11 protein-coding genes and 1 pseudogene are annotated in these 15,780 nt (G+C 51.7%); all 12 read left to right on the top strand.

The window, feature by feature from the left end; genetic code table 11:
• Positions 1–265: 265 nt before the first annotated feature.
• Complete coding sequence (gene wecB, locus M5C71_RS14490; RefSeq protein WP_248744729.1) at positions 266–1,396, top strand: UDP-N-acetylglucosamine 2-epimerase (non-hydrolyzing); 1,131 nt, start codon at positions 266–268, stop codon at positions 1,394–1,396.
• Positions 1,397–1,405: 9 nt separating this feature from the next.
• Positions 1,406–2,674 (top strand): UDP-N-acetyl-D-mannosamine dehydrogenase, encoded by a 1,269-nt coding sequence (wecC, locus tag M5C71_RS14495; RefSeq protein WP_248768095.1) that lies wholly within the window; start codon positions 1,406–1,408, stop codon positions 2,672–2,674.
• Positions 2,671–3,492, top strand: a complete 822-nt coding sequence (locus M5C71_RS14500; RefSeq protein ID WP_248744731.1) for a GDP-mannose 4,6-dehydratase — start codon at positions 2,671–2,673, stop codon at positions 3,490–3,492. The genes wecC and M5C71_RS14500 overlap by 4 nt, the downstream gene beginning before the upstream one ends.
• A 24-nt stretch (positions 3,493–3,516) precedes the next feature.
• Positions 3,517–4,551 carry a glycosyltransferase gene (locus M5C71_RS14505; RefSeq protein WP_248768096.1) on the top strand — a complete coding sequence of 345 codons (1,035 nt, stop codon included), beginning with the start codon at positions 3,517–3,519 and terminating at the stop codon, positions 4,549–4,551.
• Entirely contained in the window at positions 4,552–5,844 is a 1,293-nt protein-coding gene (locus M5C71_RS14510) for a hypothetical protein (RefSeq protein WP_248744733.1), read from the top strand. It begins immediately after the preceding gene.
• A gap of 65 nt (positions 5,845–5,909) precedes the next feature.
• The gene (locus M5C71_RS14515) at positions 5,910–7,277 is read left to right on the top strand and encodes a hypothetical protein (RefSeq protein WP_248744734.1); all 1,368 of its coding nucleotides are present in this window, start codon (positions 5,910–5,912) and stop codon (positions 7,275–7,277) included.
• A 70-nt stretch (positions 7,278–7,347) separates the two neighbouring features.
• Positions 7,348–9,261, top strand: a complete 1,914-nt coding sequence (gene asnB / locus M5C71_RS14520; protein WP_248768097.1) for an asparagine synthase (glutamine-hydrolyzing) — start codon at positions 7,348–7,350, stop codon at positions 9,259–9,261.
• Between the two features lie 60 nt (positions 9,262–9,321).
• Positions 9,322–11,466 carry a bi-domain-containing oxidoreductase gene (locus tag M5C71_RS14525; RefSeq protein ID WP_248744736.1) on the top strand — a complete coding sequence of 715 codons (2,145 nt, stop codon included), beginning with the start codon at positions 9,322–9,324 and terminating at the stop codon, positions 11,464–11,466.
• 99 nt (positions 11,467–11,565) lie between these two features.
• Entirely contained in the window at positions 11,566–13,212 is a 1,647-nt protein-coding gene (locus M5C71_RS14530) for a heparinase II/III family protein (RefSeq protein WP_248768098.1), read from the top strand.
• Positions 13,213–13,219: 7 nt separating this feature from the next.
• Positions 13,220–14,398 carry a glycosyltransferase family 4 protein gene (locus tag M5C71_RS14535; protein WP_248744738.1) on the top strand — a complete coding sequence of 393 codons (1,179 nt, stop codon included), beginning with the start codon at positions 13,220–13,222 and terminating at the stop codon, positions 14,396–14,398.
• Between the two features lie 2 nt (positions 14,399–14,400).
• On the top strand, positions 14,401–15,363 hold the full coding sequence (locus tag M5C71_RS14540; protein WP_248744739.1) for an SDR family oxidoreductase: 963 nt from the start codon (positions 14,401–14,403) through the stop codon (positions 15,361–15,363).
• 99 nt (positions 15,364–15,462) lie between these two features.
• A pseudogene (locus tag M5C71_RS14545) lies at positions 15,463–15,767 on the top strand (IS21 family transposase); the annotation flags it as partial.
• Between the last annotated feature and the right edge of the window lie 13 nt (positions 15,768–15,780).

The following is a 15,780-nucleotide window of genomic DNA, read 5'->3' on the forward strand; positions in this document are numbered from 1 at the left end:
TGTTGTTTTTTTGAGAATGGTTGTTATTGGTGTTTATGGTTTTTTGCATCTGTCAAGGCTTGCCTTGACTGGTTTTGGATGTGAGGGAGTGCTGAGATCGCTGTCAGCAGTCGCCGCACCTGGCCTATTTCCTCGGTAGTGCGCTCGTAACGGGTCAGCACCCGAGGAGTTTGGAGTGCTGCGATGATCTGAGATTCGGGCGCAGCTGCCGATTTTTCAAGACTGAACTGTTCAATATTATGAATATGACGGCATTGGTAATCGAATGACTTTAAAGGTTTTGAGTGTGTTTGGCACACGTCCTGAAGCTATCAAAATGGCACCATTGGCGCTGCTTCTTGCCGCGGATGAGCGTTTTAATGCGAAGATCTGCGTTACGGGACAACACCGTCAAATGTTGGATCAGGTGTTGGAGCTATTCGAACTCGAGCCAGATTTTGATTTGAATATCATGAGACCTGCTCAAACGCTCACAGATGTTACCACGGCGATTCTTCAGGGCATGAAAGACATATTTGTCGACTATCGGCCTGACGTTATTCTTGTGCACGGTGACACTGCGACCACCTTCGCAACTACCCTGGCGGCCTACTATCACCAGATTCCAGTGGCTCACGTCGAGGCTGGACTGCGTACCGGTAATCTCTATTCTCCCTGGCCCGAGGAGGCGAATCGAAAGTTGACGGGGGCATTGGCAGCCGTTCACTTCGCCCCGACCGAGCGCTCGCAGCAAAACCTGCTTCAAGAGGGCGTGGATGCGGCATCCATTCATGTCACGGGCAACACGGTAATTGATGCGTTACTCGAAGTCGTAAAAAAACTGGAATCCAGCGAGGCGTTGCAGGCTCAGTTCGCCGAACAGTTTGGTTTTTTGTCAAAAGACCGCCGCCTGGTATTGGTGACCGGCCATCGCCGTGAAAGCTTTGGTGACGGTTTTGAGCGGATATGTCACGCCCTGGTTTCCATTGCCAAGGAGTTTGATGATGTTGAAATTGTCTATCCGGTGCACTTGAACCCTAATGTGCGTGAGCCGGTCAATCGACTGCTGGGTGGCGTTAAAAATATCCATCTGATCGAACCTTTGGATTATTTGCCGTTTGTGTACCTGATGAATCGCTCCCACCTGATTCTGACAGACTCGGGAGGTGTGCAAGAGGAGGCGCCGTCCCTGGGCAAGCCCGTGCTGGTGATGCGGGACACTACGGAGCGGCCGGAGGCTGTCGAGGCGGGTACAGTCAGGCTCGTGGGGACTTCTGAAGATGCAATCATCAGTAACCTGCAGGCGCTTCTTCGAAGCTACGCAGCCTACGAAAAAATGAGTGTTGCCCATAACCCTTATGGCGATGGCAAAGCTTGCATGCGTATTGTAGCTGTCCTGGCAACGCTTCAGAAATAAGGTTCATTCATGAATTTTTCAACCATTTCAGTTATTGGTTTAGGTTATATCGGCCTGCCAACAGCCGCTGTTTTTGCGGCGCGAAAGATAAAAGTGCTCGGTGTCGACGTCAACCAGGCGGCGGTCGATACGATCAATCGCGGTCAGATCCATATCGTCGAACCGGATCTGGATATGGTCGTCCATGCCGCGGTTACTGAAGGTTTTCTTCGGGCCAGTACCCAGCCCGAGCCGGCCGACGCTTTTCTGATCGCGGTGCCTACGCCGTTCAAGGAAAACCATGCGCCAGACCTGAGTTATATCGAGTCGGCGAGTAAGTCGATTGCTCCCGTTCTGAAAAAGGGTGACCTGGTTATTCTCGAGTCCACATCGCCAGTCGGTGCGACTGAGCAGATGGCTGCCTGGTTGGCTGAAGCGCGTCCGGACTTGAGCTTTCCCCAGACATGTGGCGAAGCGTCGGATATCAGAATCGCTCATTGTCCAGAGCGTGTTCTGCCAGGGCACGTATTGCGTGAGTTGGTCCAGAATGATCGCGTTATCGGCGGGATGACACCGAAATGTTCGGCGCTTGCGACCAGCCTGTACAAGATTTTTGTCCTGGGTGAATGTATTGTGACCAACGCGCGAACAGCTGAAATGTGTAAGCTGACAGAAAATAGTTTTCGTGATGTCAATATTGCCTTTGCCAATGAACTTTCAATGATCTGCGATTCGTTTGATGTCGATGTCTGGGAGTTGATAAAACTCGCCAACCGTCATCCGCGAGTCAATATTCTTCAACCGGGCCCGGGCGTCGGTGGGCACTGTATCGCCGTTGACCCTTGGTTTATTGTCAGTCAGGCCGAAGGGCAGGCGCGGCTGATTCGCACCGCTCGCGAAGTCAATGATTCCAAGCCTGATTGGGTCATGGAGAAGGTCGACAGGGCTATCGCCGAGCATCTGTCAGGCAATCCAGGGAAGCTTGAAAAAGACGTCGTTATCGCCTGTTTCGGCCTGGCCTTCAAGCCCGACATCGATGACCTCCGCGAGAGTCCGGCGCTCGAGATCGCAAAGGATATTTCGAAGCGTCATTCCGGCAAGGTGCTTGTCGTTGAGCCGAATATCGAAGGTTTGCCTGAGGCGCTGAAAGCGACAACGGAAATTACCAGCATCGAGGAAGCGATTGCTCGAGCGGATGTTTTGTTATTGTTGGTTGATCATAAAGAGTTCAAGGCTGTTCCCGCCGCCACATTGCAGGGTCGTAAGATAGTCGATACCCGTGGAATCTGGCTGCCATGAAAGTTCTTCCTGTCATCATGTCCGGAGGGGCTGGCACCCGTCTTTGGCCCTTGAGCAGGACCCTGTACCCCAAGCAGTTTCTGGCAATGTCAGGCAGAGAAACCCTCTTTCAGCAAGCGGCTTCCCATTTGTCCGAGCTGGGGGCCTGGGTTGCGGTTTGGCGCTCGCAGGATAAGGACGCGCAGGAAAGCGCCATACGCGGTGATGTCATTATCGATTCCAGCGTTAATACGCTGATTGTTGCTAGTAGTGCGAATATCTATGGCAACTCGCTGTCCTCACCGATTGCCGAAAGCGCAAGCCCGCAGCCGATGAATCACTACGCGCTCAGTAAGCTGGCGATGGAGGCGCTGGTTCAGAAATGGTTCAGTCGTATTTCAATAGTGGTTGTCAGGCCATTCAACTACACGGGGCCTGGTCAGTCCGAGTCTTTTGTTTTTTCAAAAATCGTGGGCGCTTTTGCGAGAAGCGAACCGGAATTGAGGCTGGGAAATATCGATGTTTCCCGGGATCTTTCCGATGTGCGTTTAGTGGTTGAGGCGTATGCCAGGTTATTGCTTTGCGATGCTCGCAGCGAGTTTTTTAATATCTGCTCTGGGCGCAGTATTTCCTTGGAAAACGTGATCGATGAGAAGGCACTGATCGCAGGCTACATGCCAAAAGTTTCCGTTGATCCTGCGTTTGTCAGGCAGGACGAGGTCAAGAGCCTCTATGGGGATCCTTCAAGGCTCTTTTCTGCTGTCGGTGATATTTCCATACCTGGTTTGCGCGAGACATTACTGTCTATGTACGAGCATAAGGTTACCGTCAAAGCTTAACGGCCAGTTTCAGGTTGGTGCACTGTGCGTATCTGTTTTTTTGCTAACATGTCAGCTCATGAAAACTGGCGTGAAATGTTTGACAAGGTCGAGTTCTACCGGGTCGATATTCGTATCCTCAAGGAATTGGGTCACGAAGTCATAGTTTCAGGTACGCCTGCGACGCTGGACTGGAAGGCTGATTTGTATTTTTGCTGGTGGTGGGGGCATTCGCCGCTCCCGCTGTTGGCCGGAAAATTGCGCCGAAAACCGGTGATCGTGACGGGGGCATTCGATTATTCAACGTGCCGGAAAGAAATTCCCGGTATGTGTTATCTGGATCGCCCGTGGTGGCAGAGAGTTGTATTACGCGCCTCGTTGCTGTTGGCTGACAGGAATCTGTTCATCTCTCATTTCGAGCGTGAGGAAGTGACCTCGAATCTTTCGGTGAAAAACCCGGTCGAGGCGACGCTGGCAATTGATACCGACTTTTACTCTCCTGGTGATCAAGCCGCGACGCCTGGTAATTATTTTTTTACCGTAAGTTGGACAAGTCGGACCAACGTTATTCGCAAGGGGCTTATTCCTACTATTGAAGCGTTTGCCCGGTTGGCTGAGCGTGCGAAAGATCTTCGTCTCGTTATAGCCGGGAAAAATGGCGATTATTTGTCCGAACTGAAGGCGTTGACTGCAAGGCTTGGGGTAAGCGATCAGGTCGAGTTTATCGGAATGATCTCCGATGAAGAAAAGCGTACTCATTATCGCAACTGCCTGGCCTACGTCCAGCCGACGCTTTATGAAGGGTTTGGGCATGCCATTGGCGAGGCCTTGGCCTGCGGGGCTCGTGTCATTACTTCGCCGCGGGGCGCAGTGCCAGAAGTAGCCGGCGATCATGCCTATTGGGTTCAGCCCGAGAGTGTTGACGAAATCGCGGCCGCCATGAGCTCCGTACTTCAAGCAGAAGTCGGCGATGGCGCGGCGGTTCGGCATAATTGGATTGTGTCGAAGTTTTCTATTGCCGCGCGTCGGGATGTTCTAAAGGCGGTTATAGATTCACTGGCACAAAAAAAGCGGGTGTGAATGTATGGGGTGTTCAAGGGCAATCGCTATGAATGGCGGTGTGGAGTGCTAGCGCGCCTAATCGCCTTGCTGGAAGGTTCACGGCTTTTTCAGCTTTTTATTATCACTGCTTGTATTCAAGGTGGTGTCATCGTCAGCCAGTTCCTGGTTTTCCCCTGGATCAGCCCCGCGGAGGTGGGGACGATTCGCTCCGTGGAAACCATCATTGCCCTGATCGTGCTGGCTGGCAGCCTGGGTATGCAGAGCATCGCGGTTCGAGAGTCTTCGGAGGTTGATGGTCTGCTGCTTCAGGGAGAGGTACTGCAGCGTGTTTATATGCTGATCGGCCTGACGTCTTTTGTGACGGTGCTGGGTGTTTGTATTGGCTACGGCCTTCTTCCGGTGTCGATCATTGGTGGTTATGTTTTACAGGCCTGTGGTCTGGTCTTTCTGACTAATTTGATTCGTGCTTCCACCGCGTTTGCGCAGGGTGTGAAAGCGATCAGGGAAATATATTTTGCATTGATGCTGGCAACCACTGCCGGGGTATTGGTGCACGTTTTGTTGACGCGAATTTATGGGGTTCACGGCTGGGTGCTCGCTCGCTACTTTGGTGAGGGGTTGTGTTTGCTTGTGGTGGGATGGAAGTTGAGGGCGTATGTCACCTCGGCCTGTGATAGGCGTCATTTCAGTTGGCAAAAGCTGATCGTTATGGCGCGCTCCGGTGCGTTGGTCAATGCGAGTCTTTTTGTCCGCCTGATTGTTGATAGCTTGCCGATATTGCTGTTGAATTATTTTACCTTGCCCATCGACCAAGTCGGTTATTTTGGTGTTGCCATGCTCGGCCTTGTTGCCGGGATATTGCCCGTGACGATAATCGCCCAGCGGGCACTTCCTGAGCTGGTCTCGGCGTTTGAGGACAAGGAAATATTTCGAAAAAATTACGCATTATTTGTCAGTACTATGCTGAAAGTGTCGTCCTTGACTGCCGTGCTGTTGATACTGGCTTCTCTGATATGGCTGTTTTTTTCGAAAGGGGCCTATGAGTTGACAGCACTCTATTCTCTGGTATTGGCACTGTCGTTACCCATGAAAGCGATGGCACTCTGCTGTGGTACAATGCTGCTGGTCCTTCGGGTCTTTGGACTCAGTTTGAAAATAAATATTGTCGAGGGTTGTGTGGTTTTACTTACACTTTTCAGTGGCGTTCCACTGATCGGCGGATGGGCGGGGGTTCTGGCGTCTTTAGTTGGGGCGGCCTGTTCTGCCGGTTTGTTGTTTTATTTTTTACGGCAGCGCTTGGCAGAGTTGTGAGCGAAAGAAGGACAGCTTTTGAAAATGTAAAGGCCTCGGATGGTCGATAGATGATAGGGGGTCTTATGGAACTTGCTTTAGTGGCTTTTATTGGTTTTCTCAGCATCGCCTATTGCCGCCTTGTTGGGCTGTTTGCACGCTTTGATGTCAGGCGCGATGCGTTTTTTATTTTTTTTTGCTTTCAGGCAATTGTTTACCTGATCGCGTCCCCGATGGGTGTCTACTTTCTGAATGATGGGGCCGACGTGTCAGGCTACTCGGGGTTCTGGATAGGGATATTGGTTTTTTACTTCCCCGTCCTGTTTGTCGCCTATGGATTGTTGGTGTGGCGTCTTCCCGGGATTGAAAAGGTGGTTGTCGTTTATCGATCTCGGTTCGCGATTACCGCGTTTTCAATTCTTTCTATTCTGTTGCTCGGCATTTATTGTTTTCGCGCGTTATCGCTTGGTTATTTTTTTCGGAGAATTGGTTCGGCGGAGGCCGCACAGCTTTTTTCCAGTTTGAGCGGATTAGACCTGCTGTTGATAAAATTTCATGATATGGCGGTTCCGCCCATTTTTTTCATGCTGATCGTGATCTTACGTCAGCAGTGGTCTCCGTTGTGGATGAAAATTATCGGAGTCATATTGGCTGTTGATGTATTGATATTTGCCGTTGTCAACTCACGGATCGCATTGGTTTTTATTTTTGTGTCCGTTGGAGTCATGATGTTGTGGACGGGGCTTGAGTTGAAGAAGTTTGCGCTTCGAATGCTGGCCCTGTCTCCCGTTTTTCTCTATCTCATGATCGTACTGGTCAACTTTCGCACCAGTGTTGATGCGGGAGGGGTCGACTACCTTGCTATATTGAATCCCTTTATGATAAGCACGGGGGGCTCTCAGATTAGTGCCCATGAGTGGTTGGATCGGGTCAATTGCTTTGATTTGATCAGTATCATCAGTCCTGTGCTGCAAGAACGTGGGTTTCCTTTGGGAGAAGCTTGGTATAGTCCATTCATCAGCTTGTTTGGTCCGCTGGTAGGCTCAACTGACGCGATCACACTGAAGGCGATGGGGATGACGACCGCCAAGGCTTTCATGATAGGGGAGTACACCAGCTTGTCCGCTGTTGATTATCAGAGCTGTGGACTAACGGATGCGTACGGCAATTTCGGTCCGGTTGGTTTTATTTTGGCGGGCCTTGTTCATGGTGTTTTCCTGGGGCTTATCACGCGCCTGCTGATGCATGGACGCAGTGGGCGAACACTGCTGGTGGTCATTATGCTGTCCTACTACTTCCTGCTCTTTGAGCAGGAGTTTTTCAATTTTGCCGTTGGCTGGATAAGGATCGTACCTTGGCTGGTTGTCTTGGCGCTGCTTGTACCCATTCGCTATTACTCCGTTGTTGGCAGTCGGTCTGCACCTCCTGAAAAAACTGCGGTTTCGACTGGATAGTCTTTTGCTTTTTAAATGAAGAAGCAAACGATATTTTAAACACATTGAGAGACGTTCTATGTGCGGTATCATGGGGTATGTTCATCGCGGTGAAAAAGAAACGATCGATTTTTCGGCGGCGCTTTCTTTTATTCGCCGTCGTGGTCCTGATGACCAGGGCGTTTGGTCGGATACAAACGCTGGCGTCTGGTTAGGTCAAGTACGCCTGTCCATTCTCGACACTTCTTCGGCAGGCCACCAACCCATGATTTCGGCCGATGGTCGGGTGGTCATGGTTTTTAATGGGGAAATCTATAATTTTCGCGAACTTCGAGTTCACTTGGAGAAAGCCGGGGATACGTTTTTCAGCCAGTCCGACTCCGAGGTTCTGCTTGCCTTGTTTTGCCGTTATGGCATCGATTGCCTGTCGCGCTTAAACGGTATTTTTTCGGTTGTCTTTTGGGAACGTGACACTCAGAAACTCTGGGTTGCCCGTGATCAATTGGGTGTCAAACCCCTTTATATACACGCTGGGCATGATCGCTTTGCTTTTTCGAGTGAGATGAAAGGTTTGCTGCGAGGCGGATTTACCAAACCGGACATTGACCCTCAGGCGGTATTGGCCCATTTGGGGTATTTGTGGTCGCCCGGGGAAAAGACAATCGTCCGGGGTATCAAGAAGGTGTTGCCCGGGCAGGCCATGTGTATTGTCAATGGTCAGGTCGAGAAGGCGTGGTTCTATTATGAGCTACCCATGTTGGAGGCTTCACAGCTTCAACCTGTCGAGGAAACGACCCGGGAGTTGGCGGCAGCGGTTCGCACGGCTGTCAAGCGACAGCTGGTGTCGGATGTACCGTTGGGCTCGTTTCTTTCGGGAGGCCTGGACTCCAGTGCCATCGTTGCATTCGCTGCTGAGGAGATACGAGGCAAGGAGCGTCTGCAATGTTTTAGCATCAAGATTGACAGTGCTTCCGCTGCCGGCGAGGGATTTGCCGAGGATTTGCCATACGCGGAAAAAGTGGCAAAACATCTGGATGTGGACCTGCAGGTAGTCACTGTCGGTGACGAAATGATGGACCGCCTACCTGATGTGGTCTATCTCCTCGACGAGCCCACGGCGGATCCGGCAGCGCTGAACGCGTTGTTTATCTCGGAGATGGCCAGCCAAAACGGCATTAAGGTGCTGCTGTCCGGGGCTGGTGGCGATGATATTTTTACCGGATACCGACGTCATTTCGCCCTGGCGCAGGAGCGTTGGTGGGGGCATCTGCCTGCTGTTATTCGTAAAGGGCTAGCGGGGAGTGCTGCACTACTGCCTGCGTCTTCACCCTTGTCGCGGCGCCTGGGCAAGGCTTTCCGCTATGCGGAGTTGCCACAGGACGATCGGCTGATCAGCTACTTCTTTTGGCTGGACCCGGACATGGCTTTTGGCCTGCTGGCACCTGACTTGCGTCGGGAGTTATCGATCGACGACCTGTTCGCTCCAATGCGTGAGTCGTTGGCTCGTCTTCCGAACGACGCTACGCCGCTGGACAAGATGCTGACTTTGGAGTGCAAGCATTTCCTGGCAGACCACAATCTTAATTACACGGACAAGATGGGGATGGCGACGGGGGTTGAAGTTCGTGTTCCCTTGTTGGACCTGGAACTTGTCAAGCTGGCAGGTAGCTTGCCTTCGGGGCTCAAGCAAAAGGGTCGGGAGGGCAAGTGGATTTTCAGAAAGGCCATGGAGCCTTATCTCCCGCATGATGTTATTTATCGCCCTAAAACCGGTTTTGGCGTGCCGCTTCGCCATTGGCTGCAGGGGCGTTTGAAGCCGCTGGTCGATGAGGTGCTGTCACCCGTTTCGCTCGCGTCCAGGGGGATTTTCGATCCGGAGGCTGTTGCCAGTTTGATCAAGGCAGATCGCGCGGGTCGAATCGATGCGGCTTACACCTTGTTTGGTATCGTTTGCATGGAGCTATGGTGCAAGCAATATCTCGATGGGCATTTTGCTCTCGACTGACGTTGGATAAGATGGGCCTCCGTACGATAAACAGAATTTCAACTTTACTGGTATTTATGCATGAAGCAGGTTGTTCAAAATATGTCTAGCGGTGAAACGTCTTTGGTTGATGCCCCTGCGCCGGCGGTACGCAGCGGTGCCTTGAAAATGGCAACGACCAATACGTTGATATCTGCCGGTACGGAACGCATGCTCGTGGGGTTTGGTCGCGCCAATTGGTTTGAGAAGGCGCGCCAGCAGCCGGATAAAGTCCGCATGGTATTGCAGAAAGTTCAAACGGACGGTTTGATGACTACTGTCGATGCGGTTCGATCAAAGTTGGCCCAACCGCTTCCCCTTGGCTACTGCAATGTCGGGGTTGTTACCGAGATCGGTAAGGGCGTTTCTGGATTTAAAGCAGGGGATCGCGTCGTTTCGAACGGTCCCCATGCTGATATTGTCGTTGTTCCGAAAAACCTTTGCGCCCGGATTCCTGACGTCGTCAGTGATGAAGCGGCGTCGTTCACTGTGCTTGCCAGTATTGGTTTGCAAGGTATTCGTTTGGCCTCGCCTACGTTGGGTGAGACCTTTGTTGTCACTGGCGTTGGGTTGATCGGCCTCATGACCGTGCAGCTTTTACGGGCACAGGGATGTCGCGTACTGGCCATTGATTACGACGAGCAGAAACTTGCAATGGCGCGTCGCTACGGTGCTGAAACCTGCAATCCGGGCAAAGGGGAGGACCCTGTCGCTGCAGGTATTGCTTTCAGCAGAGGTCGTGGTGTGGACGGCGTGATCATAACCGCCTCGACCAAATCATCCGATCCTGTCACTCAAGCAGCAAACATGTCCCGTAAGCGGGGACGTATCGTTCTCGTGGGCGTCACGGGGCTGGAGTTGAATCGCTCCGACTTTTATGAGAAGGAACTTACTTTCCAGGTTTCTTGCTCTTATGGTCCCGGGCGATACGATCCTGATTATGAAGAGCGCGGAAATGATTTTCCGATAGGATTTGTTCGTTGGACGGAACAGCGCAATTTCGAAGCTGTTCTGGATATGATGGCCAGTGGTCAGCTCGAGGTCGAATCGCTGATCTCCCATCGATTTGCCTTTGAGCAGGCGGGTGACGCTTATCAGGTGCTGACGACGGGCACCTCAAGCCTTGGTATTATTTTGCAATATTCCTCGAGTGAGACGGAAAGGAATATTAAAAAGGTCGTCTTGAACACGCTTGCGCCATCTCATTTCAACTCCATCAAACCGGTCGTTGGTTTTATCGGTGCGGGTAACTATGCTTCGCGGATGTTGATCCCTGCTTTCAAGGCGGCGGGCGCTCAACTTCACACCATCGTTACCGCCGGGGGGCTGAGCGGCGTCATACATGGGAGCAAGGCCGGTTTCGCCGAGGCCTCGACCGATGTAACAGGATTGCTTGAGGACGCGAGGGTCAACACGGTTGCCGTTGTTACTCGGCATGACAATCATGCGCGTTTTGTTACACAGGTCTTGGATGCCGGTAAGCATGTTTTTGTCGAAAAGCCGCTGGCTATTGAGGCACAGGAGTTGCTGGATGTGGAGAGGGCCTACCATGACGCTTACGCCCGTGGGGCCAAGCTTCATTTGATGGTCGGGTTCAACCGTCGTTTTTCTCCACAGATTCAAAAAATGAAGGCACTGTTACAAAGTGTCAAAGAGCCGAAGTCCTTTATCATGACGATGAACGCCGGTGCTATTCCTGCTGATCATTGGACACAGGATATAGCAGTGGGGGGAGGACGTATTATCGGAGAGGCCTGTCATTTTATAGATCTCATGCGTTTCCTCGCAGGAAGTCGGATTGTTTCCATTCAGGCACGACGAATGGGCGGAGTCGATGGCGTTACCATTACCGAGGACAAGGCGGCGATCACACTTGGGTTCGAGGATGGTTCATTTGGAACAGTCCATTATCTGGCAAATGGTTCTTCGAGCTTTCCCAAGGAGCGAGTTGAGGTTTTTACTGCTGGTCGAGTACTGCAACTGGATAATTTCCGTAAATTGAGGGGGTTTGGTTGGCCGGGCTTCAAAAAGCTCAACCTCTGGAAGCAGAACAAGGGGCAGAATGAGTGTGCCCGTGCGTTCCTGGCTGCAGTTGAGAGCGGCGGCGAGACCCCGATTTCCGCAGCGGAGATTTTTGAGGTTGCCCGGGCCAGCATCGAGGTCGCACAGATGTTGCGTGAGCAGTGATATTACTCTAGGTTTACGCTTTCTGAAATGTTATGAAAAGGGTCTTATACGATGGGAATGTTTCGCATAGGTCCCAACTCATTTATTATTTAAACTTTTATGGGCGATGTGCTGATGTCTCGGTTTTTGAAGCTCTATCACACAGTCAAAACCTTACGATTGAAGCAGATTGTTTACAGAATATATTACCGTTTTGTAAAGGTTGGGCCATTTGTGGTCTTGGGGTACAAAAAGAGCACATCGTTTGGTCTCGGACAGATTCCCGCCTGGAGTGCGTCGAGACTGACCTCGGATAAGCAATTTGAGTTCATGGGAATCAAGCAGCCAGTGCAATGGAATAGTTCGACGCTTCCAAAAATCTGGCTTTACAATCTGCATTATCTAGATTGCTTGACAAGCGTTGACGTTACATCTGACGCCCTTGACAGTTATATCGTCAATCGCTGGATCGAGGAAAATCCACCCTATTCAGGGTGTGCTTGGGAGCCTTACACGCTTTCGTTGCGCATTGTGAATTTGCTGAAGTGGTTTCGCGGTCGCTCGGATTTGAAGCAGGATTGGTTGGATAGCCTGGCTCTTCAGACATTCGCACTGTCCAAACAAGTTGAATACCATATTCTCGCCAATCATCTATTTGTTAATGGCAAAGCATTGCTCATGGCTGGCTGTTTTCTGGACGGTCTGCATGTCGAGTATTGGCGGCATCTCGGTTTAAAAATACTCGATCGCGAGATTGATGAGCAGTTTTTATCCGATGGAGCACACTATGAGTTGTCACCCATGTATCACGCCTCCCTAATATGGGATATGTGCGACTTGGTCAACCTCGCCGCACACACACGGTGGGCACCGCTAGCAGAGCGTCTTGAAAAGTGGAAGGCGGTTGTCAGGCAAGGCATCATCTGGCTGCGTGATATTCAGCACCCAGATGGTGATATTCCTTTTTTCAACGACTCGGCATTTGGGATCGCACCACGCTTGCGAGATATTGAAGCCTATGCGCAGTTATTGGGTTGTTTGCCACCGCCAATGCAATTCGTGGCGGGGGGCGTGGCAGCCAGATGCTACAAGGACAGCGGTTATGGTGTTATTGATTTGGACGAAGGTGGCAAGGCGTTGATGAGCTTTGCGCAGATAGCCCCCGATTATCAGCCAGGGCACGCCCATGCGGATACCTTGAGTTTTGAACTCAGCCTCTTTGGTCAACGGGTTTTCGTCAACTCGGGAACCTCGCGGTATGGTGAGGATCGTGAGCGTCACCGCCAGCGCAGCACTGCCGCCCACAATACTGTTGAAGTGAACGGGGAGAATTCATCTGAGGTGTGGGCCGGGTTCAGGGTCGCGCGACGTGCAAGAGCTGAACTTGAGGCGTTTGAGAGCGTCGACGACAGTGCGCGTATAGCATGCAACCATGACGGCTATATTCGTTTGAGGGGCCGCAACATGCACCGGCGCGAGTGGCGGGCGACAGCTGGCGAGCTGCAGATTATTGACAGCATTACAGGGGCGTTTGATTGCGCGCTTTCAAGGTTTTTCGTTCATCCCGATGCGACTGTCTTGCGTGATGGGAGAAATGTGAGCGTGGTGCTGCCCCTGGGGGGAGTCGTGCATGTCTGCTTTCGAGGTGCTGTCAACATCAACGTTGTTGATTCAACATGGCATCCGGAGTTCGGGAAGTCCATCCCCAATCAGTGTATTATTGCTGAGCTTTCCTCGGAGATACTGATGACCACCATAACCTGGTGAGGTTTATTTGAAAATTCTAATACTCAGTTTTTATTATCGCCCTGATCTATCTGCCGGTTCGTTTCGTACCAGCGCGCTTGTGCAGGCGCTGCTGGAAGACTTGCCCACGTACGCCAGTATTGAGCTGATTACGACGTTGCCCAATCGCTACAGCTCATTTAATAGTGAGGCCCCTGAGCATGAAGAGCATTCACGCCTCACTATTCGCCGTATCGCGTTACCTGCCCATAAAAGTGGGATGCTGGATCAGGCCCGGGCGTTTTTAGTCTACGCGCGCCGTGTGCGTAACCTGACTCTGGGCAAGCACTATAATTTAATCTATGCGACTTCTTCGCGACTGATGACCGCCTCGTTGGGGGCCTGCATAGCAAGACGTCAAAACGCGCCCCTTTACCTTGATATTCGCGATATTTTTGTCGATACCATCAAGGATGTGTTGCCGAAAACACAGTCATGGCTTCTGACCCCTCTATTTTCATTACTCGAAAAATTTACTATTCGGTCTGCAAAGAAAGTCAATCTTGTGTCTGCGGGCTTCCTTCCTTATTTTGAACGTGCTTATCCTGAGCAGATCTATTCTCTGTTCACCAATGGGATTGATGATGAGTTTTTGAGCGCGGGTCCAGTGGCGGCTGAAGCCAGCTCAAATAAAATCCTGGAAGTGGTATATGCCGGTAATATGGGCGAGGGGCAGGGTCTGCATCATATTATTCCGCAGTTGGCCAAGCAATTTGAAGGTAGGCTTGTATTCAAGCTGATTGGCGATGGCGGGCGACTTGAGATCCTGAAGTCTGCAATTAGCGCAGTGGGCTGCACCAATGTTGAACTCTTGAAACCTGTCAGGCGTAATGAGCTGATCAGGATTTATCAAGCTGCGGATATATTGTTTCTGCATCTCAATGATCACAATGCGTTCCGTAAAGTTTTACCCTCAAAACTCTTTGAATATGCGGCGCTGGGCAAGCCGATTTGGGCGGGGGTTGCCGGTTATGCGGCGAATTTTGTTTCTGAAAATATAGACAATGCTGCGGTATTTACTCCATGTGATGTGTCGGGTGCTGTGAGTGCTTTTCAAAAATTGAACGCTGTTACGGCCCCGCGCGATGAATTTATCGAGTGTTTTTCTCGATTAAGCATTATGCGTGAAATGTCGAAAGACATTGTCTCTATCGTGAAAGGATCCTGATAATGCGTGTTGTTCTGACGGGAGGCAACGGTTTTATCGGTCGTGGCTTGATTACTGTGCTACTGGAGCGAGGGCATGAGGTCACTTCTGCAGTACGCAGAAAGCAAGCCAGCCTGGATCCGCGTATCAGGCAATGTTGGGTGGAGGGGCTTTCTGCCGATCAGGAGTGGCGACCGCTGCTGGCGGGGCAAGACGTTGTCGTTCAACTCGCTGCACGAGTACATGTTATGGGGGATACTTCATCTGATCCTCTTGCTGAATATCGCAAGGTCAATGTGGAGGGAACGCTGAGTCTGGCTCGGCAGGCGGCTGAGGCTGGAGTTAAACGGTTTATTTTTGTCAGTTCGATCAAGGTTAATGGAGAGTCCACCTCTCTCGGAAAGCCTTACACTGCTGATATGGCGGCGGCGCCTCTGGATCCTTATGGGGTGTCAAAGATGGAAGCCGAACAAGCTCTGCAAGCCCTGGCGGCCAGGACAGGCATGGAGGTGGTCATTATTCGTCCTGTTCTTGTTTATGGTCCGGGTGTGAGGGCAAATTTCTTTGCCATGATGAACTGGTTATACAAGGGGGTGCCGATGCCATTTGGTGCAATTGATAACAATCGGCGCAGTTTGGTGGCATTGGACAACCTGGTTGATCTGATTATGACTTGCCTGGTTCACCCAGCAGCGGCAAATCAGGTTTTTCTGGTAAGTGATGGTGAAGATCTTTCGACGACTGATCTGTTGCAGAGAATAGGTGGCATGTTAAATAAGCCGGCACGTTTGATACCAGTACCATGCTGGTTGCTGGAGGCCGGTGCCATAATATTAGGCAAGCGAGCGCTTGCTCAGCGTTTATGTGGGTCGTTACAGGTCGACATCCGCAAGACTCGCGAGCTTCTGAGTTGGAGTCCATTGATCAGTGTCGATGAAGCGTTGCGCAAGACGACCGAGGATTTTCTAGCGCAACGGGCGGGTTGAAACAGGATCTCGGTCCAGTGGCTCCAAGAGGTGTCACGATTGGCGGCTAGTCATTGGTCGCTGGCTGGCCATTGATTTTCGTTGCGGGTCACAAGAGTTCTCCAGCAGGCGCACATCTTCCTCGGTGCCTCGAACTACACCCATGCCTGCGCCACGCCGGGCGAGCCCCAGGTGGACTGGGTGATGGCGTTGAGCCGGGCCCTCAGCTATTTCGGTGGCGTCTCTGAAATGATCGCTCCGGATAGCCCGTGCGCTCTGGTTGCCCGGCCGTTACAAGCCGGACCTGAGGCGTGCGGCACTGAAGTGTGCGCCGGTACTACGGCGCCATTATGCTCCCGGCGCGGCCGAGCAAGCCGCAGGATAAGGCCCGGCTGGCGGTGCAGGTAGTCGCGCGCTTAATCATGGCCCGGGCTGCGG

The sequence above is a fragment of the Pseudomonas sp. MWU12-2345 genome, assembly GCF_023242385.1.
In the GTDB taxonomy this organism is placed as follows: Bacteria; Pseudomonadota; Gammaproteobacteria; order Pseudomonadales; family Pseudomonadaceae; genus Aquipseudomonas; species Aquipseudomonas gingeri_D.